The 23,560-nt window shown below is 45.9% G+C and carries 11 protein-coding genes, 10 tRNA genes and 6 rRNA genes; all 27 read right to left on the bottom strand.

Annotation, left to right across the window (positions count from 1 at the left end; translation table 11 throughout):
* Positions 1 to 61 precede the first annotated feature (61 nt).
* Positions 62 to 535: a 2-C-methyl-D-erythritol 2,4-cyclodiphosphate synthase gene (gene ispF, locus AC0VYO_RS00620; protein ID WP_430246607.1), complete on the bottom strand. Its 474-nt coding sequence runs from the start codon at positions 533 to 535 to the stop codon at positions 62 to 64.
* A complete protein-coding gene (gene ispD / locus AC0VYO_RS00615) occupies positions 535 to 1,227 on the bottom strand; it encodes a 2-C-methyl-D-erythritol 4-phosphate cytidylyltransferase (protein ID WP_404684292.1) in 693 nt (230 codons plus the stop codon). Before ispD ends, ispF begins: the two co-directional genes overlap by 1 nt.
* A gap of 25 nt (positions 1,228 to 1,252) precedes the next feature.
* On the bottom strand, positions 1,253 to 2,350 hold the full coding sequence (locus AC0VYO_RS00610) for a PIN/TRAM domain-containing protein (protein ID WP_194220272.1): 1,098 nt from the start codon (positions 2,348 to 2,350) through the stop codon (positions 1,253 to 1,255).
* A 160-nt stretch (positions 2,351 to 2,510) separates the two neighbouring features.
* Positions 2,511 to 3,572, bottom strand: a complete 1,062-nt coding sequence (gene disA / locus AC0VYO_RS00605; protein WP_194220271.1) for a DNA integrity scanning diadenylate cyclase DisA — start codon at positions 3,570 to 3,572, stop codon at positions 2,511 to 2,513.
* Between the two features lie 3 nt (positions 3,573 to 3,575).
* Positions 3,576 to 4,949, bottom strand: coding sequence for a DNA repair protein RadA (gene radA / locus AC0VYO_RS00600; RefSeq protein ID WP_194220270.1), 1,374 nt, complete (start codon positions 4,947 to 4,949; stop codon positions 3,576 to 3,578).
* Positions 4,950 to 5,226: 277 nt separating this feature from the next.
* Positions 5,227 to 7,668 carry an ATP-dependent protease ATP-binding subunit ClpC gene (gene clpC / locus AC0VYO_RS00595; protein WP_206759457.1) on the bottom strand — a complete coding sequence of 814 codons (2,442 nt, stop codon included), beginning with the start codon at positions 7,666 to 7,668 and terminating at the stop codon, positions 5,227 to 5,229.
* Positions 7,665 to 8,720 (bottom strand): protein arginine kinase, encoded by a 1,056-nt coding sequence (locus AC0VYO_RS00590; RefSeq protein ID WP_404684313.1) that lies wholly within the window; start codon positions 8,718 to 8,720, stop codon positions 7,665 to 7,667. Before AC0VYO_RS00590 ends, clpC begins: the two co-directional genes overlap by 4 nt.
* Positions 8,721 to 8,761: 41 nt before the next feature.
* Positions 8,762 to 9,298, bottom strand: a complete 537-nt coding sequence (locus AC0VYO_RS00585; RefSeq protein ID WP_194220267.1) for a UvrB/UvrC motif-containing protein — start codon at positions 9,296 to 9,298, stop codon at positions 8,762 to 8,764.
* A gap of 38 nt (positions 9,299 to 9,336) precedes the next feature.
* Positions 9,337 to 9,798, bottom strand: coding sequence for a CtsR family transcriptional regulator (locus AC0VYO_RS00580; RefSeq protein ID WP_194220266.1), 462 nt, complete (start codon positions 9,796 to 9,798; stop codon positions 9,337 to 9,339).
* 520 nt (positions 9,799 to 10,318) lie between these two features.
* Positions 10,319 to 10,435 (bottom strand): 5S ribosomal RNA (rrf, locus tag AC0VYO_RS00575).
* A 233-nt stretch (positions 10,436 to 10,668) separates the two neighbouring features.
* A 23S ribosomal RNA gene (locus tag AC0VYO_RS00570) occupies positions 10,669 to 13,598 on the bottom strand.
* Positions 13,599 to 13,689: 91 nt separating this feature from the next.
* Positions 13,690 to 13,833 (bottom strand): hypothetical protein, encoded by a 144-nt coding sequence (locus tag AC0VYO_RS00565; RefSeq protein ID WP_475368286.1) that lies wholly within the window; start codon positions 13,831 to 13,833, stop codon positions 13,690 to 13,692.
* A gap of 2 nt (positions 13,834 to 13,835) precedes the next feature.
* Positions 13,836 to 15,387: ribosomal RNA gene (locus AC0VYO_RS00560) — 16S ribosomal RNA — on the bottom strand.
* 169 nt (positions 15,388 to 15,556) lie between these two features.
* Positions 15,557 to 15,632: transfer RNA gene (locus AC0VYO_RS00555), tRNA-Ala, on the bottom strand.
* 11 nt (positions 15,633 to 15,643) lie between these two features.
* Positions 15,644 to 15,720: transfer RNA gene (locus tag AC0VYO_RS00550), tRNA-Pro, on the bottom strand.
* 26 nt (positions 15,721 to 15,746) lie between these two features.
* Positions 15,747 to 15,823, bottom strand: a tRNA-Arg gene (locus AC0VYO_RS00545).
* Between the two features lie 18 nt (positions 15,824 to 15,841).
* Positions 15,842 to 15,916 (bottom strand) — tRNA-Gly (locus AC0VYO_RS00540).
* Positions 15,917 to 15,921: 5 nt separating this feature from the next.
* Positions 15,922 to 16,006 (bottom strand) — tRNA-Leu (locus AC0VYO_RS00535).
* 7 nt (positions 16,007 to 16,013) lie between these two features.
* Positions 16,014 to 16,089: transfer RNA gene (locus AC0VYO_RS00530), tRNA-Lys, on the bottom strand.
* 17 nt (positions 16,090 to 16,106) lie between these two features.
* Positions 16,107 to 16,182: transfer RNA gene (locus AC0VYO_RS00525), tRNA-Thr, on the bottom strand.
* 34 nt (positions 16,183 to 16,216) lie between these two features.
* Positions 16,217 to 16,292 (bottom strand) — tRNA-Val (locus AC0VYO_RS00520).
* A gap of 9 nt (positions 16,293 to 16,301) precedes the next feature.
* Positions 16,302 to 16,418, bottom strand: a 5S ribosomal RNA gene (rrf, locus tag AC0VYO_RS00515).
* A gap of 233 nt (positions 16,419 to 16,651) precedes the next feature.
* Positions 16,652 to 19,581, bottom strand: a 23S ribosomal RNA gene (locus tag AC0VYO_RS00510).
* A gap of 221 nt (positions 19,582 to 19,802) precedes the next feature.
* Positions 19,803 to 19,878 (bottom strand) — tRNA-Ala (locus tag AC0VYO_RS00505).
* A 56-nt stretch (positions 19,879 to 19,934) separates the two neighbouring features.
* Positions 19,935 to 20,011 (bottom strand) — tRNA-Ile (locus AC0VYO_RS00500).
* A 110-nt stretch (positions 20,012 to 20,121) separates the two neighbouring features.
* Positions 20,122 to 21,673: ribosomal RNA gene (locus AC0VYO_RS00495) — 16S ribosomal RNA — on the bottom strand.
* The 16S, 23S and 5S rRNA genes sit together here with 10 tRNA genes alongside, the layout of an rRNA operon.
* A 315-nt stretch (positions 21,674 to 21,988) precedes the next feature.
* Positions 21,989 to 23,482: a lysine--tRNA ligase gene (gene lysS, locus AC0VYO_RS00490; RefSeq protein ID WP_475366285.1), complete on the bottom strand. Its 1,494-nt coding sequence runs from the start codon at positions 23,480 to 23,482 to the stop codon at positions 21,989 to 21,991.
* Positions 23,483 to 23,560: the final 78 nt, after the last annotated feature.

The raw sequence follows: 23,560 nt of genomic DNA, 5'->3' as shown, positions 1-23,560 counted from the left end.
ACCACCATTAATTATTATCTTTAACTGTCTTATTATTTTACCATTACCGTCAAATTATCGGTCAAGCTTTTTGAAGCAACACGACAACTTCAGCCGCAATTCCTTCCCCTCTACCAGTAAATCCAAGCTTCTCTGAAGTAGTAGCCTTCACATTTACCTGACTAATGTCACACTCAAGTAAATGAGCAATCACTTCACGCATAGCTGAAATATGAGGAGCCATTTTGGGAAGCTGCGCAATAATTGTGCAATCCACATTACCGAGCGTGAAGCCTTTTTCCTTCACAATTCCAAATACATGTCGAAGAAGTTCCTTTGAATCAGCATCTTTAAAAGCTTCATCTGTATCGGGAAAATGTTTTCCTATATCGCCTTCTCCAATAGCCCCAAGACAAGCATCCGCAACGGAATGTAGGAGTACGTCAGCATCGGAATGACCAAGCAAACCTTTCTCAAATGGAATGGTAACCCCTCCAATAATACACGGACGGTCTTCCACTAACTTATGTACATCAAAGCCATGACCAACTCGCATTAAACTCCACTCTCCCTCTTCTCTCGCAAGATCGCTCTCGCAAAAATTAAATCTTCAGGTGTTGTTAATTTCACATTCCAATAATCCCCCGGGATCACTTGGACTGAGCGTCCATTCATCTCTACTAAACTGGCGTCATCAGTTCCAATCACACCGTTCTCCTCAGCCCATTTATGAACTCCTTTGATGACCGAAAGACGAAAAGCCTGTGGAGTTTGCACGGCCCACAAGCTTGAGCGATCAATGGTTTTCTGCACCTTCAGTTCATCCACTTGCTTCACTGTGTCCTTAACTGGAACAGCTACAATCGCACCATCGTAATCTTTAGCTGCTGTCGCCGCTTGATTTGCAACTTCATGTGTAAAAAATGGACGGGCACCATCGTGAATTAAAACAATTTTATCCCCTTGCAATGCTTTAAGTCCTTCATAAACACTTTGCTGACGTTCATAGCCACCTGTTACGACATGACTTACCTTTGTTAGTCCATATTCCTGAATAAGCGAGTGAAAATCTTCATGCTCACGTTCATTTACAGCGAGCACGATCTCCTCGCAATGTGGGTCACTCTGAAAAACCGATATCGTATGAACGATAATCGGTTTTCCTTCAAGCATAATAAATTGTTTGTTTTTCCCTGCGTTCATCCTTTTTCCCTGTCCGGCAGCAGGAATGACTACTGAATATTTCAAAGCTAGAACCCCCGTCGCCTATCACTTAAAGTGCTTTTTCGAGTAGTTTGGGTTTGGCAAAAATCATGCGTCCAGCTGATGTCTGCAATACGCTCGTTACAAGAACATCAATCGTTTTGCCAATATAATTCCTACCTTCTTCCACTACTATCATTGTACCATCGTCTAGATAGGCTACGCCCTGATTATATTCTTTTCCATCTTTGATGACTTGAACATTAAGCTCTTCACCAGGGAGAACGACTGGTTTAACCGCATTGGCTAAATCGTTGATGTTCAACACTTGAACCTTTTGAAGTTCGCATACTTTATTTAAGTTAAAGTCGTTTGTAACAACCATGCCATTAACAAGCTTGGCAAGCTTAACCAGTTTACTATCAACTTCTTGAATTTCTTCAAAATCACCTTCGTATATTTCCACATTCACCGCAAGCTCTTTTTGTATCTTGTTTAGTATATCAAGACCTCGACGACCACGGTTTCGTTTCAAAACGTCTGATGAATCAGCAATATGCTGCAATTCCTCTAGTACAAATTGTGGTATAACGAGTGTTCCTTCAAGAAAACCAGTTTGACAGATATCAGCAATTCTTCCATCAATAATTACGCTTGTATCAAGGATCTTCAATTTGGATGAACCAGAATCAATCTCATCCTCATCGTTATCCTTTTTCTTATCTTTTCCTTTGGTGTTCGAGAAAAGATTAATAAGCTCATCACGCTTTTTAAATCCAACCTGGAATCCAAAATACCCAAGCAAAATGGTAATGAAAATCGGCAGAATGTTACTCACAACTGGAAAGTTAATCTCAGCCAGAGGTACGGTTAGTAAAAATGCAATTATAAGTCCAATAATCAGTCCAATTGCCCCAAATAGTACGTCTCCAACCGGTGCACTAACAACCTTTTCTTCAACCAGACGAATGAAATCGACAATATAATCTGTCACCCAAAAAGTTGCTAAAAAGAATAACACCGCTCCTATGACAGCACCTGCATAAGAATTAGTAAATACTGCTGGAAGGTCCCCTATATTGAGTAATTGTATTAAATCTGGTAAGTATACTAATCCCAGTGCTCCGCCTAAAATGATAAAAAATAACTGTACAATCCACTTTATCATTGACGTTTTCACCTCCTTTTAACATTATAAACAAATTCTCAGAATTGAAACATAAATCCTTGAAGTTTGTGAATTTTATAGTATGATTATAGGTTAGCTTGCATGACTATAAATTAATTATAGATTAGCACACCCCCTATGGAATGTCTATTTCACAGCCCTATATGTGGCGATCTACAAAGAGTTGCTCCTGAATTCGTTTCAATCCATCTTTAATTTTCTTAGCTCGAATGGCCCCAATTCCATCTACATGATCGAGTTCTTCAATAGAGGCTTTAGAAATAGCGTTAAGGTTTTCAAAACTATCTACCAAGTTCTCAATTATATTTGATGGCAGTCTCGGAATTTTATGCAAGATCCGATACCCTCTCGGTGCTACATTCTCATTTTGATCATGATAACCCAGAATTCTCATAATGGCATTGTCTTCTAGTAAGTCATCACTTGAAAGCTTCTTTAAACGTTTCATAACATCAGCTGGAGATTCATCCACATCTTTTACGTAATCTCCAATCAGCCACTTTGCTTCCGATTCAAGATTCGAAACAAGCTCTTCCATCTGCATACTAATCAGTCGACCTTCCGTACCAAGCTCATTAATGTAGTTAAGGATCTCTTTTTTGATGCGCAAAACCATCTCAATACGATGGATAACTTGAGCAACTTCCTGAAGGGTTACGAGTTCTTCAAACTCAAGAGCTCCGAGATCGGTAATCCCTTGATCAAGAACTGATTTGTATTTTTCAAGTGTTTGCATCGCCTGATTCGCTTTTGTCAGTATAACGCCGATTTCCTTTAATGAATAACGAATACTTCCTTGATAAAGTGTAATAACGTTGCGACGTTGTGAGATCGAGATCACTAGATTACCTGTTTGCTTGGCGACGCGTTCCGCTGTTCGATGTCGGATACCCGTCTCTGTAGACGGGATCGAAGTCTCGGGTATTAACTGTGTATTAGCATAAAGGATTTTAGAAGCTTCTTTGTTCAAAATAATGGCTCCATCCATTTTCGCAAGCTCATACAGGTAAGCAGGGGTAAACCGACACTCTATTGAAAATCCACCATCAACAATATCCTGCAATTTCCCATCATACCCCACAACGATTAAACCGCCAGTATTGGCTCGTAGTATATTATCGATTCCATGCCTTAACTGCGTACCGGGTGCAACGATTTTTAGAATTTCATTTATGATTTCCTGCTGCTTATCGATCTCCATCTTCTACCCTCCTAGCGCTTCATTTAATGCTTCATCTACGGTTTGAACGCCAATAACCTGAATACCTTCAGGGAAAGTCCAACCACCTATATTTTTCTTTGGAATAATAGCCCGCTCAAAACCTAGTTTGGCAGCTTCAATCACTCGTTGTTCGATCCGTGATACCCTTCTGATTTCTCCTGTTAGTCCAATTTCTCCTACCACAATATCTGATGGACGTGTTGGTTGATCTCTAAAACTGGACGCGATTGATACTGCAATAGCAAGATCAATTGCCGGCTCATCAAGTCGCACACCACCTGCAACATTTAAATAGGCATCCTGATTTTGCAGGAGAAGTCCTACTCTTTTCTCAAGAACTGCCATCAATAGAGAAACGCGGTTATGATCAATTCCTGTCGCAGTTCTTCGTGGATTCCCAAAGCTTGTTGGTGATATTAATGCCTGGATCTCAACTAGAACAGTTCTCGTTCCCTCCATAGATGCAACAACTGTTGAACCAGCTGATCCAGATGATCGTTCTTCTAGAAAGATTTCTGAAGGGTTAAGTACTTCTTCAAGCCCCTCTTCCTTCATCTCAAAAACACCTATTTCATTTGTTGACCCAAAACGGTTCTTTACTCCGCGTAGAATTCGAAACGTATGATGACGTTCCCCTTCAAAATAAAGCACAGCGTCAACCATATGTTCTAAAAGTCTCGGACCAGCAATTGATCCCTCTTTTGTCACATGTCCAACAATGAAAATAGCTATTCCTCTTGTTTTAGCTATACGCATAAGTTGAGAAGTACATTCCCGCACTTGTGAAACACTACCTGGTGCAGACGTAACTTCTGACCTGAAAATGGTTTGAATCGAATCGATGATCACAAGCTGGGGGTTTATTTCTTCAATTGCTTTACTAATATACTCAAGATCAGTCTCTGCTAATACATATAATTTTTCTGCATCGACCCCTAGACGATCTGCACGAAGCTTCGTCTGCTTGACCGACTCTTCACCAGAGATATAAAGAACCGGATGATCTTGGTCAGCAAGCTTTGATGACGTTTGGAGCAAAAGAGTTGACTTACCAATGCCTGGGTCCCCTCCAACAAGCACGAGGGAGCCTGGTACTACTCCGCCGCCTAACACGCGATCAAGCTCTGTAATATGAGTTAAAATCCTAGGCTCCATTTCTTTTTGAATACGTCGTATGGACGTCGGTTTACTTGCAGTTTCATTACTTGAAGTAACAAAGCGTCTTCGGTCATTGTCACCTGGTACAACCTCTTCCACCATAGTATTCCATTGATGGCACCCCGGACATTTCCCCATCCATTTTGCAGATTCATAGCCACAATCCTGACACATAAATTTCGTTTTTTTCTTTGCCATTTAACATCCTCACCTTCACGATCAACCGAACAAATTACTGTCTTTATTTTATCACAACTTATAAGTTCCTATGAACTCATAATGATTGGCAGATTCAAAAAGTTTTCTAGGACAAATAAACCGTCCTGTTTATTGAAATAACCTGCTTTTCAACTCTTTTACACTAGCATTCCGAAATAAGACATAGTCATTATCTCAATACCTTTCCCTTAAGTATCTCAAACCACTCCTCAAATATAAAAAAAACCGGAAGACATTTGCCTTCCGGTTGTTATTCTTAAGATGAAGTTGCTTCAGAAAGGGTCTCGACAACAAAATCATTTTCTTTATAATCGATTTTCACTCGTTGGCCTTTTTCGATGTTACCTCTAAGCAACTCTTCAGAAAGGCGATCTTCAATATGGCGCTGTAGAGCTCTTCTAAGCGGTCGAGCACCATACTCTGGATCATAACCTTCTTCAGAGATCTTATCGAGAGCCGTATCCGTTAATTCAAAATCAATACCATGATCTGATAGACGAGCTTTAAGCTGGTTGGCCATCAGAACAATGATTTCCTTCAAGTGTTTCTTTTCAAGCGAATGGAATACAATCGTCTCATCAATTCGGTTTAGGAACTCTGGACGGAAAGTCTTCTTAAGATCATCCATCACTTTACCTTTCATATCGCTATATTCCTGACCTTCAGAGCCTGTCGAAAAGCCAACGTATTTATTACGTTTAAGCGTGCTAGCTCCAACGTTTGAAGTCATAATAACGACAGTATTACGGAAATCGACTACGCGACCTTTAGAATCAGTCAATCGTCCATCTTCTAGTACTTGAAGAAGAATATTAAAGACATCTGGATGTGCTTTCTCAATTTCATCTAGCAAGATAACAGAATAAGGTTTGCGTCTTACCTTCTCAGTTAACTGGCCGCCTTCTTCATATCCAACGTAACCTGGAGGTGAACCAACAAGACGTGACGTTGAGTGTTTCTCCATGTACTCAGACATATCAATTCGGATAACAGAATCTTCTTCACCGAATAGTGTTTCAGCAACAGCACGAGCTAGTTCAGTTTTACCTACCCCTGTTGGCCCAAGGAAAATAAATGAACCAATTGGGCGCTTAGGATCCTTCAATCCAGCACGAGCACGTCGTACTGCTTTTGAAATAGATTTTACGGCTTCTTCTTGACCGATCAGGCGATTATGAAGAATCTCTTCCATTTTCAATAGACGTTCTGTTTCCTGCTCTTCTAGCTTGGAAACCGGGATACCGGTCCAATTGGCAACGACAATCGCAATATCCTCCGGTGTAACCTCTTGATTCTCTTTTCCTTGCTTTTCTTTCCATTCTTTCTTCGTCTGCTCTAGCTGCTCGCGTAAGCGTTGTTCAGAATCACGAAGAGAAGCGGCTTTCTCAAACTCCTGGCTTTGAACAGAAGCATCCTTTTCTTTTCGAACCTCTTCAAGCTTCTTATCAAGTTCTTTTAAATTTGGTGGTGCAGTATAAGAACGAAGGCGAACTTTCGAAGCGGCTTCGTCAATTAAATCAATTGCTTTATCCGGTAAGAAACGATCCGAAATGTAACGATCTGAAAGTTTAACCGCGGCTTCGATCGCATCGTCAGTAATCGTAACGCGGTGATGAGCTTCATAACGATCTCTAAGTCCCTTTAAAATAAGAGCGGACTCATCACTTGTCGGTTCGTTAACTTGAATTGGTTGGAAGCGACGTTCAAGGGCAGCATCCTTCTCAATGTATTTACGATACTCATCAAGAGTAGTAGCACCAATACATTGAAGTTCTCCTCTTGCTAGTGCAGGTTTAAGAATATTTGAAGCATCAATTGCTCCTTCTGCACCACCAGCGCCAATTAGTGTATGAAGTTCATCAATAAACAGAATAATGTTACCTGCCTGACGAATTTCATCCATTACTTTCTTCAAACGGTCTTCAAATTCACCGCGGTATTTCGTACCTGCAACGACAGTACCCATATCTAGCGTCATAACGCGCTTATCACGAAGCGTTTCAGGTACTTCATTGTTAATAATTTGCTGAGCAAGGCCTTCTGCAATTGCAGTTTTACCAACTCCTGGCTCTCCGATTAGGACAGGGTTATTCTTTGTACGTCGGCTAAGCACTTCAATCACTCGCTCAATTTCTTTGCTTCGACCAATAACAGGATCCAGTCCGTTGTCTCGAGCGATCACAGTAAGATCTCTTGCAAGACTATCTAGTGTAGGAGTATTTGCGCTCGCTCCTCCAGCTTGATGACTAGAAGAAGAGCTTTCATTACTACCTAACAATTGTAGAACCTGCTGACGAGCTTTATTTAAGCTTACCCCTAAGTTATTAAGTACGCGTGCAGCAACACCTTCACCCTCGCGAATTAAGCCAAGTAGAATATGTTCAGTACCTACATAGGAATGGCTCAACTTACGTGCTTCATCCATCGATAATTCAATCACTTTTTTAGCTCGTGGTGTATAGTGAATGGATTGAACAGAATCCTGTCCGCGTCCAATTAACTTCTCTACTTCTTTTTGAATCTTGTCTGAGCCAAGTCCAAGTGCTGTTAACGCTTTGGCTGCAATACCTTCACCTTCACGGACTAACCCAAGTAAGATATGTTCAGTACCAACGTTGTTATGGCCAAGTCGGATCGCCTCTTCTTGTGCTAAAGCAAGTACTTTCTGGGCACGTTCTGTAAATCGTCCAAACATCATTGTTCATCACCCTCCAAATTCTTCGTTAGTTGATCTTCAAGTTCAAGTCTTTCTCTAATTAAAGTAGCACGTTTGATATCTCGTTCCGTAGGGGTAAGACTTGCCCCAGCATACTGCTGTAAGAAACCTGGTTGAGTTAGGATAAGCAATTCATTCAATATCGATTTAGATAAGCCTTTTACAAGACCTAAATCAATACCAAGTCTTACATCTGACAAACACTTAGCTGCTTCTTTTGATTGAATAATTCTGCTGTTCTGCAGAACACCAAGGGCACGATAAATACGATCCTCTAACTCAATTCGGGAGTTATCTAGAAGTGCCCTTCTAGCAGCACGTTCTTTTTCGATAACTTGCATAACCACACCTTGTAAATCTTCGATGATGTCATCTTCTGTCTTTCCAAGAGTGATCTGATTTGATATCTGAAAAATATTACCTAGCGCTTCGCTACCTTCCCCATAGCTACCTCTTACGACAAGACCGAGCTGGTTGATAGCCGGAATAATATGGTTTAATTGCTGTGTTAATACAAGCGCAGGGAGGTGTAGCATAACAGAAGCTCGCATGCCGGTTCCCACATTAGTAGGACAACTTGTTAAATATCCTTTTCTTTCATCAAATGCGTAGTCAACTTTTCCTTCAATCCAGTTATCTAATGAATTTGCAATGGTTAGCGCCTTCTTCAGTTCGAACCCTGCAACTAGACATTGAATACGAAAATGATCTTCTTCATTAATCATTATACTAACCGTTTCATTCTCGCTCAGAAGCACACCGCCGTTATTTGAGTGTTCGATAAGGTTAGGACTAATCAAGTGCTTCTCCACAAGAACTCTCTTCTCGATAGGTTTTAACTCATCCATTTCAATTAATTCAAGTTCACCAATCTGGTCGTCTGGAATATCTGTAAACTGTTGTCGAACTTCTTTTATAACTTGTAAATTATCCTCACTGTTTGAAACGATCGGAAAAACATAATTCTTTAAGTTACGTGCAAATCGGACCCGACTGCTCATGACAATATCAGAATCTGGACCCTCATCTTTCATCCATGGGCTTACGGCTTCACTGATAAAATGCTGAAGTGACATTATGCTCCCCCTTCCCATTTGCTCTTTTCTTCAAGGGAACGAATCAAATCTCTAGTTTCTGCAGCTTTTTCAAATTCTTCATGCTGGATATACTCTTTCATTTTGCTTCTTAAGTTCTGAACTTTGCGTTCAATTTCTATCGCTGCTCCAGCCCTCTTCGGAACTTTTCCAGCGTGAACAGTATTGCCCCCATGAACTTTTTTAAGTATAGGATCCAAGTTATCCGAAAAGGTTTTGTAGCACTCAGAACACCCAAATCTTCCAATCTTAGTGAATTGTTGATAGGTCAACCCACACTTTGGACAGTGTATTGGCTCTTTTTTATAAAAAGACTGAGCTGGATTCTCCTCAATAGGGGTATCGAAATTTAGTAATCCCGATAATAAGTTATGGATAGAAAAATGGTTAGTGCCTGGCTCAACCTCACCTTTTTCCTTAGCACACTTCTCACAAATGTGAAACTCTGTTTTTTCACCATTAATAATCTTAGTGAAATGAAGCGTAGCAGGGCGCTCACCACATTCCTGACAAGTCATAGGGCAACCCTCCTTCTCTACCCTAAAAAGTATAAAATTTATTTATATTTTAAAGCAGTTAGCATGGCACGCAACATATTCGCACGCAGATGATCTCTAACTGGTAATTCTATAGTAATCACAGTACGATCTAGTACGCTTAACATTAACTTCGCTTCTCGCTCCGAAATTACCTCTTCTTCATGTAAACGAAGAATAATATTTTCTGAAACTACTTGTGGCACTTGATTTTTGACGATCTGTATCATTTCGTCTATTAAATCAGCGTGGGTTTCGGGTTTAACTTTAACGATCCGTATATAACCCCCTCCACCTCTCTTACTTTCCACAATATAGCCTTTTTCAATCGTAAAGCGGGTATTTATTACATAATTAATTTGCGAGGGAACACATTGAAATTTATCTGCTATTTCACTTCGCTTTATTTCAACAGCATCCCTTCCATCCACCATTAAAATTTTCTTTAGATATGCTTCAATAATATCGGAAACATTCCTCACGTAGTTCCCTCCTCTCCGTCCCCATACTGACTTTGACTATATTTGACGTTAAATATATTATAACGTTTTTATCAAGGATTGCAAAGCAACAAGCCTATCGTAGTTCTTCTGTATAAAGCATTACCATTTAAGATAAATCCAAGACTCTTTTTTCTCTAGTTTTCACCTTTTAATAGAGCAACTAAAATTTTCTTCAGAAAACTATTAAACAAAAAAATACGATTAGACTCGAATAATTTATTTGCTACATAAGGGTAGCAAAATTTTTCATTAAAAGTTTCTTAACCCTGCAATATGAATTGCTTATATTTCTCTATTATATAGAGTGCTTAGATAGAGAATATATCCGATCAGGTATTTAGATGCTTGAGGAATTACTCTGCGATAGTAAGGCAAAACAATTGTGCAAACAGAAAAATTAATTCCGCGATCTTTTAAAACAGAACTAGCTATCTAAAATTGTTGAGAAAGAAATACAAAAAAAGCGAGAAACCCTCAGGTCTCTCGCTTCTCTTATGTTGCCTAGCGACGTCCTACTCTTGCAGGGGGAGATCCCCCAACTACCATCGGCGCTGAAGAGCTTAACTTCCGTGTTCGGCATGGGAACGGGTGTGACCTCTTCGCCATCATCACTAGACTAACAGGATGTTAGCCGTTCGGTGTTCACCACAGGACGTGGTGGCACTTAATCGAACTTCCTTATTTCAGGTGTTCCCTGAAAACTAGATAGCACGCACAACTTTCCAATATGCTCAGCTACGTAAGCCAAATCCTCGATCGTTTCACCTTTTGATTCTGACGCATAAAGCGCGTCTGAGTCAAAAGCCTCCAACGCTTGTCGGATTTCAACGGCTTACTTCGCTTTTCGTTTAGGTTAAGCCCTCGATCGATTAGTATTCGTCAGCTCCACGTGTTGCCACGCTTCCACCCCGAACCTATCTACCTCATCATCTCTAAGGGATCTTACCAGCTTCATGCTGTGGGAAATCTCATCTCGAGGGGGGCTTCATGCTTAGATGCTTTCAGCACTTATCCCTTCCACACGTAGCTACCCAGCTATGCTCCTGGCGGAACAACTGGTACACCAGCGGTGTGTCCATCCCGGTCCTCTCGTACTAAGGACAGCTCCTCTCAAATTTCCTGCGCCCGCGACGGATAGGGACCGAACTGTCTCACGACGTTCTGAACCCAGCTCGCGTACCGCTTTAATGGGCGAACAGCCCAACCCTTGGGACCTACTTCAGCCCCAGGATGCGATGAGCCGACATCGAGGTGCCAAACCTCCCCGTCGATGTGGACTCTTGGGGGAGATAAGCCTGTTATCCCCAGGGTAGCTTTTATCCGTTGAGCGATGGCCCTTCCATGCGGAACCACCGGATCACTAAGCCCGACTTTCGTCCCTGCTCGACTTGTAGGTCTCGCAGTCAAGCTCCCTTGTGCCTTTACACTCTGCGAATGATTTCCAACCATTCTGAGGGAACCTTTGGGCGCCTCCGTTACACTTTAGGAGGCGACCGCCCCAGTCAAACTGCCCACCTGACACTGTCTCCGCACCGGATCACGGTGCTGGGTTAGAATGTCAGTACAGCCAGGGTAGTATCCCACCGACGCCTCCATCGAACCTGGCGGTCCGACTTCTATGGCTCCTACCTATCCTGTACAAGCTGTACCAAAATCCAATATCAGGCTACAGTAAAGCTCCATGGGGTCTTTCCGTCCTGTCGCGGGTAACCTGCATCTTCACAGGTACTATAATTTCACCGGGTCTCTCGTTGAGACAGTATCCAAGTCGTTGCACCTTTCGTGCGGGTCGGAACTTACCCGACAAGGAATTTCGCTACCTTAGGACCGTTATAGTTACGGCCGCCGTTTACTGGGGCTTCGATTCAGAGCTTCTCCCGTAAGGGATAACCCCTCCTCTTAACCTTCCAGCACCGGGCAGGTGTCAGCCCCTATACTTCGCCTTACGGCTTTGCAGAGACCTGTGTTTTTGCTAAACAGTCGCTTGGATCTTTTCACTGCGGCTCCCCTGGGCTATAAACCCGAGGAAGCACCCCTTCTCCCGAAGTTACGGGGTCATTTTGCCGAGTTCCTTAACGAGAGTTCTCCCGATCGTCTTAGGATTCTCTCCTCGCCTACCTGTGTCGGTTTGCGGTACGGGCACCTTTTTCCTCACTAGAGGCTTTTCTTGGCAGCGTAGAATCAAGGACTTCGGTACTAAATTTCCCTCGCCATCACGACTCAGCCTTCATGGTGAACGGATTTGCCTATTCACCAGCCTAATCGCTTGGACGCGCATTTCCAGCAGCGCGCTCTCCCTATCTTTCTGCGTCCCCCCGTCGTTCAAACGGAAAGGAGGTGGTACAGGAATATCAACCTGTTATCCATCGCCTACGCCTTTCGGCCTCGGCTTAGGTCCCGACTAACCCTGAGCGGACGAGCCTTCCTCAGGAAACCTTGGGCTTTCGACGGACAAGATTCTCACTTGTCTTTCGCTACTCATACCGGCATTCTCACTTCTAAGCGCTCCACCAGTCCTTTCGGTCTGACTTCACAGCCCTTAGAACGCTCTCCTACCATTGTCGTAAGACAATCCACAGCTTCGGTGATACGTTTAGCCCCGGTACATTTTCGGCGCAGCGTCACTCGACCAGTGAGCTATTACGCACTCTTTAAATGATGGCTGCTTCTAAGCCAACATCCTGGTTGTCTAAGCAACGCCACATCCTTTTCCACTTAACGTATACTTTGGGACCTTAGCTGGTGGTCTGGGCTGTTTCCCTCTCGACTACGGATCTTATCACTCGCAGTCTGACTCCCGCGGATAAATCGTTGGCATTCGGAGTTTGACTGGATTCGGTAATCCGGTAAGGACCCCTAGTCCAATCAGTGCTCTACCTCCAAGATTCTTGCCGCGAGGCTAGCCCTAAAGCTATTTCGGAGAGAACCAGCTATCTCCAGGTTCGATTGGCATTTCACCGCTACCCACACCTCATCCCCGCATTTTTCAACATGCGTGGGTTCGGGCCTCCATTCAGTGTTACCTGAACTTCACCCTGGACATGGGTAGATCACCTGGTTTCGGGTCTACGACCACGTACTATTTCGCCCTATTCAGACTCGCTTTCGCTGCGGCTCCGCCTTCTCAGCTTAACCTTGCACGGGATCGTAACTCGCCGGTTCATTCTACAAAAGGCACGCTGTCACCCATTAACGGGCTCCAACTAATTGTAGGCACACGGTTTCAGGTTCTTTTTCACTCCCCTTCCGGGGTGCTTTTCACCTTTCCCTCACGGTACTGGTTCACTATCGGTCACTAGAGAGTATTTAGCCTTGGGAGATGGTCCTCCCGGATTCCGACGGGGTTTCACGTGTCCCGCCGTACTCAGGATCCGTCTCGGAGGGCATCGGATTTTGACTACAGGATTGTTACCTTCTCTGATGGACCTTTCCAGGTCGCTTCGTCTATCCGTGCCTTTGTAACTCCAAAGAGACGTCCTACAACCCCAGAGGGCAAGCCCTCTGGTTTGGGCTGATTCCGTTTCGCTCGCCGCTACTCAGGAAATCGCGTTTGCTTTCTCTTCCTCCGGGTAATGAGATGTTTCAGTTCCCCGGGTCTGCCTTCCATTCCCTATGTATTCAGAAATGGATACCATCCTATTAAAGATGGTGGGTTCCCCCATTCGGAAATCTCCGGATCAAAGCGTACTTACAGCTCCCCGAAGCATATCGGTGTTCGTCCCGTCCTTCTTAGGCTTCTAGTGCCAAGGCATCCACCGTGCGCCCTTAGTAGCTTAACCTTCGATTTGTTAGGCATTGCTGCCATAACGCATCAGTTATTACTAAGTTATTGCATAAAAAATAATTATTGGATGTCGTTGTTTGTGCTATCTAGTTTTCAAGGAACAAGGCTACTACTTGAATCTGCCTAAGCTTCATCACTTCACCTGGTTTGAAAGAATAAATCATTCTTTCAAAACTAAACGAAACGCTCATGTAAGGTTGGTAACGTAAGTTACCTTCGTAATTCTCCATAGAAAGGAGGTGATCCAGCCGCACCTTCCGATACGGCTACCTTGTTACGACTTCACCCCAATCATTTGTCCCACCTTCGGCGGCTGGCTCCATAAAGGTTACCCCACCGACTTCGGGTGTTACAAACTCTCGTGGTGTGACGGGCGGTGTGTACAAGGCCCGGGAACGTATTCACCGCGGCATGCTGATCCGCGATTACTAGCAATTCCGGCTTCATGCAGGCGAGTTGCAGCCTGCAATCCGAACTGAGAACGGCTTTATGGGATTCGCTTCACCTCGCGGTGTTGCTGCCCTTTGTACCGTCCATTGTAGCACGTGTGTAGCCCAGGTCATAAGGGGCATGATGATTTGACGTCATCCCCACCTTCCTCCGGTTTGTCACCGGCAGTCACCTTAGAGTGCCCAACTAAATGCTGGCAACTAAGATCAAGGGTTGCGCTCGTTGCGGGACTTAACCCAACATCTCACGACACGAGCTGACGACAACCATGCACCACCTGTCACTCTGTCCCCCGAAGGGGAACGTCCTGTCTCCAGGATTGTCAGAGGATGTCAAGACCTGGTAAGGTTCTTCGCGTTGCTTCGAATTAAACCACATGCTCCACTGCTTGTGCGGGCCCCCGTCAATTCCTTTGAGTTTCAACCTTGCGGTCGTACTCCCCAGGCGGAGTGCTTAATGTGTTAACTTCAGCACTGAGGGTGGAACCCCCCAACACCTAGCACTCATCGTTTACGGCGTGGACTACCAGGGTATCTAATCCTGTTTGCTCCCCACGCTTTCGCGCCTCAGCGTCAGTTACAGACCAGAGAGCCGCCTTCGCCACTGGTGTTCCTCCACATATCTACGCATTTCACCGCTACACGTGGAATTCCACTCTCCTCTTCTGCACTCAAGTCCTCCAGTTTCCAATGACCCTCCACGGTTGAGCCGTGGGCTTTCACATCAGACTTAAAAGACCGCCTGCGCGCGCTTTACGCCCAATAATTCCGGACAACGCTTGCCACCTACGTATTACCGCGGCTGCTGGCACGTAGTTAGCCGTGGCTTTCTGGTTAGGTACCGTCAAGGTACCGCCCTATTCGAACGGTACTTGTTCTTCCCTAACAACAGAGCTTTACGACCCGAAGGCCTTCGTCACTCACGCGGCGTTGCTCCGTCAGACTTTCGTCCATTGCGGAAGATTCCCTACTGCTGCCTCCCGTAGGAGTCTGGGCCGTGTCTCAGTCCCAGTGTGGCCGATCACCCTCTCAGGTCGGCTACGCATCGTCGCCTTGGTAAGCCATTACCTTACCAACTAGCTAATGCGCCGCGGGCCCATCCTGCAGTGTTAGCTCGAAAGCCAACTTTCAACATTGCACCATGCGGTGCGATGTATTACCCGGTATTAGCTCCGGTTTCCCGGAGTTATCCCAGTCTGCAGGGCAGGTTGCCCACGTGTTACTCACCCGTCCGCCGCTAAGATCAGGGAGCAAGCTCCCATCTCTTCGCTCGACTTGCATGTATTAGGCACGCCGCCAGCGTTCGTCCTGAGCCAGGATCAAACTCTCCGATAGAAAGCTTAATCTAGCTTTAAAACAATGTTTTGTTTCCGTAGAAACAATTACTTACATGGCGTTTCGTTCAGTTTTCAAAGATCAATTTTTCTTTCAACGTCGTTTTCAGCGACTAAACCATCATATCATGATTCATTTGTCAGTGTCAACAACTTTTTTAAAAAATAATTGGTGGAGCCTAGCGGGATCGAACCGCTGACCTCCTGCGTGCAAGGCAGGCGCTCTCCCAGCTGAGCTAAGGCCCCGTTGGTATGAATGGTCGGGAAGACAGGATTTGAACCTGCGACCCCTTGGTCCCAAACCAAGTGCTCTACCAAGCTGAGCTACTTCCCGTAAAAAGAAGAAAACCAACAAAATAATGGTGCGCCCGAGAGAAGTCGAATCCCTAACCTTCTGATCCGTAGTCAGACGCTCTATCCAATTGAGCTACGGGCGCAAAATCTAATTTAGTTAATGGAGCGGAAGACGGGATTCGAACCCGCGACCCCCACCTTGGCAAGGTGATGTTCTACCACTGAACTACTTCCGCGCAATTGGTGCGGGTGAAGGGACTTGAACCCCCACGTCGTAAGACACTAGATCCTAAGTCTAGCGCGTCTGCCAATTCCGCCACACCCGCAAATGCATGGTGAGCCATGAAGGACTCGAACCTTCGACCCTCTGATTAAAAGTCAGATGCTCTACCAACTGAGCTAATGGCTCTTTTCGATAAGAAAAGCTGGTGCCGGCCAGAGGACTTGAACCCCCAACCTACTGATTACAAGTCAGTTGCTCTACCAATTGAGCTAGACCGGCGATATATGTACCCTTTCGGGTTATAAGAAAAATATGGTGGAGGATGACGGGCTCGAACCGCCGACCCTCTGCTTGTAAGGCAGATGCTCTCCCAGCTGAGCTAATCCTCCACTATATAAGCCTAGCGACGTCCTACTCTTGCAGGGGGAGATCCCCCAACTACCATCGGCGCTGAAGAGCTTAACTTCCGTGTTCGGCATGGGAACGGGTGTGACCTCTTCGCCATCATCACTAGACTAACAGGATGTTAGCCGTTCGGTGTTCACCACAGGACGTGGTGGCACTTAATCGAACTTCCTTATTTCAGGTGTTCCCTGAAAACTAGATAGCACGCACAACTTTCCAATATGCTCAGCTACGTAAGCCAAATCCTCGATCGTTTCACCTTTTGATTCTGACGCATAAAGCGCGTCTGAGTCAAAAGCCTCCAACGCTTGTCGGATTTCAACGGCTTACTTCGCTTTTCGTTTAGGTTAAGCCCTCGATCGATTAGTATTCGTCAGCTCCACGTGTTGCCACGCTTCCACCCCGAACCTATCTACCTCATCATCTCTAAGGGATCTTACCAGCTTCATGCTGTGGGAAATCTCATCTCGAGGGGGGCTTCATGCTTAGATGCTTTCAGCACTTATCCCTTCCACACGTAGCTACCCAGCTATGCTCCTGGCGGAACAACTGGTACACCAGCGGTGTGTCCATCCCGGTCCTCTCGTACTAAGGACAGCTCCTCTCAAATTTCCTGCGCCCGCGACGGATAGGGACCGAACTGTCTCACGACGTTCTGAACCCAGCTCGCGTACCGCTTTAATGGGCGAACAGCCCAACCCTTGGGACCTACTTCAGCCCCAGGATGCGATGAGCCGACATCGAGGTGCCAAACCTCCCCGTCGATGTGGACTCTTGGGGGAGATAAGCCTGTTATCCCCAGGGTAGCTTTTATCCGTTGAGCGATGGCCCTTCCATGCGGAACCACCGGATCACTAAGCCCGACTTTCGTCCCTGCTCGACTTGTAGGTCTCGCAGTCAAGCTCCCTTGTGCCTTTACACTCTGCGAATGATTTCCAACCATTCTGAGGGAACCTTTGGGCGCCTCCGTTACACTTTAGGAGGCGACCGCCCCAGTCAAACTGCCCACCTGACACTGTCTCCGCACCGGATCACGGTGCTGGGTTAGAATGTCAGTACAGCCAGGGTAGTATCCCACCGACGCCTCCATCGAACCTGGCGGTCCGACTTCTATGGCTCCTACCTATCCTGTACAAGCTGTACCAAAATCCAATATCAGGCTACAGTAAAGCTCCATGGGGTCTTTCCGTCCTGTCGCGGGTAACCTGCATCTTCACAGGTACTATAATTTCACCGGGTCTCTCGTTGAGACAGTATCCAAGTCGTTGCACCTTTCGTGCGGGTCGGAACTTACCCGACAAGGAATTTCGCTACCTTAGGACCGTTATAGTTACGGCCGCCGTTTACTGGGGCTTCGATTCAGAGCTTCTCCCGTAAGGGATAACCCCTCCTCTTAACCTTCCAGCACCGGGCAGGTGTCAGCCCCTATACTTCGCCTTACGGCTTTGCAGAGACCTGTGTTTTTGCTAAACAGTCGCTTGGATCTTTTCACTGCGGCTCCCCTGGGCTATAAACCCGAGGAAGCACCCCTTCTCCCGAAGTTACGGGGTCATTTTGCCGAGTTCCTTAACGAGAGTTCTCCCGATCGTCTTAGGATTCTCTCCTCGCCTACCTGTGTCGGTTTGCGGTACGGGCACCTTTTTCCTCACTAGAGGCTTTTCTTGGCAGCGTAGAATCAAGGACTTCGGTACTAAATTTCCCTCGCCATCACGACTCAGCCTTCATGGTGAACGGATTTGCCTATTCACCAGCCTAATCGCTTGGACGCGCATTTCCAGCAGCGCGCTCTCCCTATCTTTCTGCGTCCCCCCGTCGTTCAAACGGAAAGGAGGTGGTACAGGAATATCAACCTGTTATCCATCGCCTACGCCTTTCGGCCTCGGCTTAGGTCCCGACTAACCCTGAGCGGACGAGCCTTCCTCAGGAAACCTTGGGCTTTCGACGGACAAGATTCTCACTTGTCTTTCGCTACTCATACCGGCATTCTCACTTCTAAGCGCTCCACCAGTCCTTTCGGTCTGACTTCACAGCCCTTAGAACGCTCTCCTACCATTGTCGTAAGACAATCCACAGCTTCGGTGATACGTTTAGCCCCGGTACATTTTCGGCGCAGCGTCACTCGACCAGTGAGCTATTACGCACTCTTTAAATGATGGCTGCTTCTAAGCCAACATCCTGGTTGTCTAAGCAACGCCACATCCTTTTCCACTTAACGTATACTTTGGGACCTTAGCTGGTGGTCTGGGCTGTTTCCCTCTCGACTACGGATCTTATCACTCGCAGTCTGACTCCCGCGGATAAATCGTTGGCATTCGGAGTTTGACTGGATTCGGTAATCCGGTAAGGACCCCTAGTCCAATCAGTGCTCTACCTCCAAGATTCTTGCCGCGAGGCTAGCCCTAAAGCTATTTCGGAGAGAACCAGCTATCTCCAGGTTCGATTGGCATTTCACCGCTACCCACACCTCATCCCCGCATTTTTCAACATGCGTGGGTTCGGGCCTCCATTCAGTGTTACCTGAACTTCACCCTGGACATGGGTAGATCACCTGGTTTCGGGTCTACGACCACGTACTATTTCGCCCTATTCAGACTCGCTTTCGCTGCGGCTCCGCCTTCTCAGCTTAACCTTGCACGGGATCGTAACTCGCCGGTTCATTCTACAAAAGGCACGCTGTCACCCATTAACGGGCTCCAACTAATTGTAGGCACACGGTTTCAGGTTCTTTTTCACTCCCCTTCCGGGGTGCTTTTCACCTTTCCCTCACGGTACTGGTTCACTATCGGTCACTAGAGAGTATTTAGCCTTGGGAGATGGTCCTCCCGGATTCCGACGGGGTTTCACGTGTCCCGCCGTACTCAGGATCCGTCTCGGAGGGCATCGGATTTTGACTACAGGATTGTTACCTTCTCTGATGGACCTTTCCAGGTCGCTTCGTCTATCCGTGCCTTTGTAACTCCAAAGAGACGTCCTACAACCCCAGAGGGCAAGCCCTCTGGTTTGGGCTGATTCCGTTTCGCTCGCCGCTACTCAGGAAATCGCGTTTGCTTTCTCTTCCTCCGGGTAATGAGATGTTTCAGTTCCCCGGGTCTGCCTTCCATTCCCTATGTATTCAGAAATGGATACCATCCTATTAAAGATGGTGGGTTCCCCCATTCGGAAATCTCCGGATCAAAGCGTACTTACAGCTCCCCGAAGCATATCGGTGTTCGTCCCGTCCTTCTTAGGCTTCTAGTGCCAAGGCATCCACCGTGCGCCCTTAGTAGCTTAACCTTCGATTTGTTAGGCATTGCTGCCATAACGCATCAGTTATTACTAAGTTATTGCATAAAAAATAATTATTGGATGTCGTTGTTTGTGCTATCTAGTTTTCAAGGAACAAGGCTACTACTTGAATCCACTTTTATGCTGCCTTGCACCGAGGAAGCCAACATCGTTAGCATTACTCGAAGACGCAGGTGCATATTTGTTTCATTTCATTATAGTAGATGTGTTGGTGGAGCCTAGCGGGATCGAACCGCTGACCTCCTGCGTGCAAGGCAGGCGCTCTCCCAGCTGAGCTAAGGCCCCAAATGATCCAAATGGCATTCAACCAAGAGGAATAGATTGAATCAACAAAACTTTTATGGTGGGCCTGAGTGGACTCGAACCACCGACCTCACGCTTATCAGGCGTGCGCTCTAACCAGCTGAGCTACAGGCCCATAAAGGCTTGTTAACTATATTTAATTGAAAGAATAAATCATTCTTTCAAAACTAAACGAAACGCTCATGTAAGGTTGGTAACGCAAGTTACCTTCGTAATTCTCCATAGAAAGGAGGTGATCCAGCCGCACCTTCCGATACGGCTACCTTGTTACGACTTCACCCCAATCATTTGTCCCACCTTCGGCGGCTGGCTCCATAAAGGTTACCCCACCGACTTCGGGTGTTACAAACTCTCGTGGTGTGACGGGCGGTGTGTACAAGGCCCGGGAACGTATTCACCGCGGCATGCTGATCCGCGATTACTAGCAATTCCGGCTTCATGCAGGCGAGTTGCAGCCTGCAATCCGAACTGAGAACGGCTTTATGGGATTCGCTTCACCTCGCGGTGTTGCTGCCCTTTGTACCGTCCATTGTAGCACGTGTGTAGCCCAGGTCATAAGGGGCATGATGATTTGACGTCATCCCCACCTTCCTCCGGTTTGTCACCGGCAGTCACCTTAGAGTGCCCAACTAAATGCTGGCAACTAAGATCAAGGGTTGCGCTCGTTGCGGGACTTAACCCAACATCTCACGACACGAGCTGACGACAACCATGCACCACCTGTCACTCTGTCCCCCGAAGGGGAACGTCCTGTCTCCAGGATTGTCAGAGGATGTCAAGACCTGGTAAGGTTCTTCGCGTTGCTTCGAATTAAACCACATGCTCCACTGCTTGTGCGGGCCCCCGTCAATTCCTTTGAGTTTCAACCTTGCGGTCGTACTCCCCAGGCGGAGTGCTTAATGTGTTAACTTCAGCACTGAGGGTGGAACCCCCCAACACCTAGCACTCATCGTTTACGGCGTGGACTACCAGGGTATCTAATCCTGTTTGCTCCCCACGCTTTCGCGCCTCAGCGTCAGTTACAGACCAGAGAGCCGCCTTCGCCACTGGTGTTCCTCCACATATCTACGCATTTCACCGCTACACGTGGAATTCCACTCTCCTCTTCTGCACTCAAGTCCTCCAGTTTCCAATGACCCTCCACGGTTGAGCCGTGGGCTTTCACATCAGACTTAAAAGACCGCCTGCGCGCGCTTTACGCCCAATAATTCCGGACAACGCTTGCCACCTACGTATTACCGCGGCTGCTGGCACGTAGTTAGCCGTGGCTTTCTGGTTAGGTACCGTCAAGGTACCGCCCTATTCGAACGGTACTTGTTCTTCCCTAACAACAGAGCTTTACGACCCGAAGGCCTTCGTCACTCACGCGGCGTTGCTCCGTCAGACTTCCGTCCATTGCGGAAGATTCCCTACTGCTGCCTCCCGTAGGAGTCTGGGCCGTGTCTCAGTCCCAGTGTGGCCGATCACCCTCTCAGGTCGGCTACGCATCGTCGCCTTGGTAAGCCATTACCTTACCAACTAGCTAATGCGCCGCGGGCCCATCCTGCAGTGTTAGCTCGAAAGCCAACTTTCAACATTGCACCATGCGGTGCGATGTACTACCCGGTATTAGCTCCGGTTTCCCGGAGTTATCCCAGTCTGCAGGGCAGGTTGCCCACGTGTTACTCACCCGTCCGCCGCTAAGATCAGGGAGCAAGCTCCCATCTCTTCGCTCGACTTGCATGTATTAGGCACGCCGCCAGCGTTCGTCCTGAGCCAGGATCAAACTCTCCGATAGAAAGCTTAATCTAGCTTTAAAACAATGTTTTGTTTCCGTAGAAACAACTACTTACATGGCGTTTCGTTCAGTTTTCAAAGATCAATTTGTTTCTTTCAATGTCGTTTTCAGCGACTTTATTAATATACCATATTAACTAAGTCAATGTCAACAACTTTATTGAAATTCTTTTCGGCGTCAACCGCGTTGTTGCGGCGACCTATATAACTATATCAGGGTTACTTTAGATACGCAACCCCTTTTTTGAATTCTTTTTAGGAAAACTAAAAAGAATGAAGTTCGATAAACGAACTTCATTCTAAAGGCCTTTACCTTCTATCGTTCCGTATTTCTCATTTGAGGGAATAGAAGAACATCTCTAATAGAAGGAGAATTTGTTAGAAGCATTACAAGCCGATCAATTCCAATACCTAAACCACCGGTTGGTGGTAAACCGTACTCAAGAGCTTCGATAAAGTCATGGTCCATCATGTGGGCTTCGTCATTACCTTGCTCTCTCTCCACAAGCTGCGCTTCAAACCGTTCTCTTTGATCAATTGGATCATTAAGCTCAGTAAATGCGTTGGCGTGTTCACGAGCTACGATAAACAACTCAAAACGATCTGTGAAACGGCCATCTTCAGGATTTTTCTTAGCTAGAGGCGAAATAGCCACCGGATGTCCATATACAAAAGTAGGTTGAATGAGCGTTTCTTCAACTTTCTGTTCAAAGAATTCATTTACGACATGTCCGAATTCCATTGTCTCTTTGATTTCGACACCATGTTCCTTAGCGATACTGCGCGCTTCTTCATCCGTCATCTCTTTCCAGAAGTCGACACCTGTTGCTTCTTTAACAGCCTCAACCATATGCACTCTTTTCCACTCTGGTTCGAGGTTAATCTCATAATCACCGTACTGAATCGTTGTAGAGCCTGTTACCTCTTTAGCGATGTGAGCAACCATTTGCTCTGTTAAGGACATGACGTCTTTATAATCCGCATAAGCTTCGTATAACTCAAGCATTGTGAATTCAGGATTGTGTCGTGTAGAAACACCTTCATTTCGGAAAACTCTTCCGATTTCATATACACGCTCCATGCCACCTACAATCAATCGCTTTAGATGTAGTTCAATGGCAATACGCATATAAAGCTCCATATCAAGAGCGTTGTGGTGTGTAACGAAAGGACGTGCTGATGCGCCGCCAGGAATAGAGTGCATCATTGGTGTTTCAACTTCTAGGAAACCCTGGTCATCAAGATAACGTCTCATCGATTGGATGATGCGACTTCTTGCGATGAACGTTTCTTTAGAGTCAGGACTCATTATTAAATCAAGATAACGCTGACGGTAGCGTTGTTCTACATCTTTCAAACCATGGAATTTGTCTGGCAATGGACGTAGTGATTTTGAAAGCAAATGAAGGTCACTCACTTTAACAGAGAGTTCTCCGACTTTTGTTTTGAACGCTTCACCACTTACACCAATGATATCTCCAATATCCATTGAGTCAAAAAGATCATACTGCTCATCTCCAACAGTGTCTTTACGAACATAAAGCTGAATTTGACCAGTTAAATCTTGAATATGCGCGAATCCTGCTTTTCCTTTTCCGCGTTTAGTCATAATTCTTCCAGCTAAGGATACTGCCTTGCTTTGTTCAGCTAATTCTTCCTTTGAAAAAGAATCGAACTCTTCTAGCATTTTGCTAGCTGAGTGAGAACGATCAAACCGATGTCCGAATGGATCAATATTATTCTCTTTCAGAACGTCAAGCTTTTCTCTTCTTACTTTAAGAAGGTCATTCAGTTCAAGCTCCTGACTCATCTCTATCACTCCTGTCAAATCTATGTTTATCCCGCTATAACTTTATCGGAAAGCATCATGAATAGCAAGCATTCACTT

The organism is Anaerobacillus sp. 63XJN7_4_ISO-PGPR-S23-413, from assembly GCF_056173725.1.
This window is presented reverse-complemented; position numbering and strand designations above follow the sequence as displayed.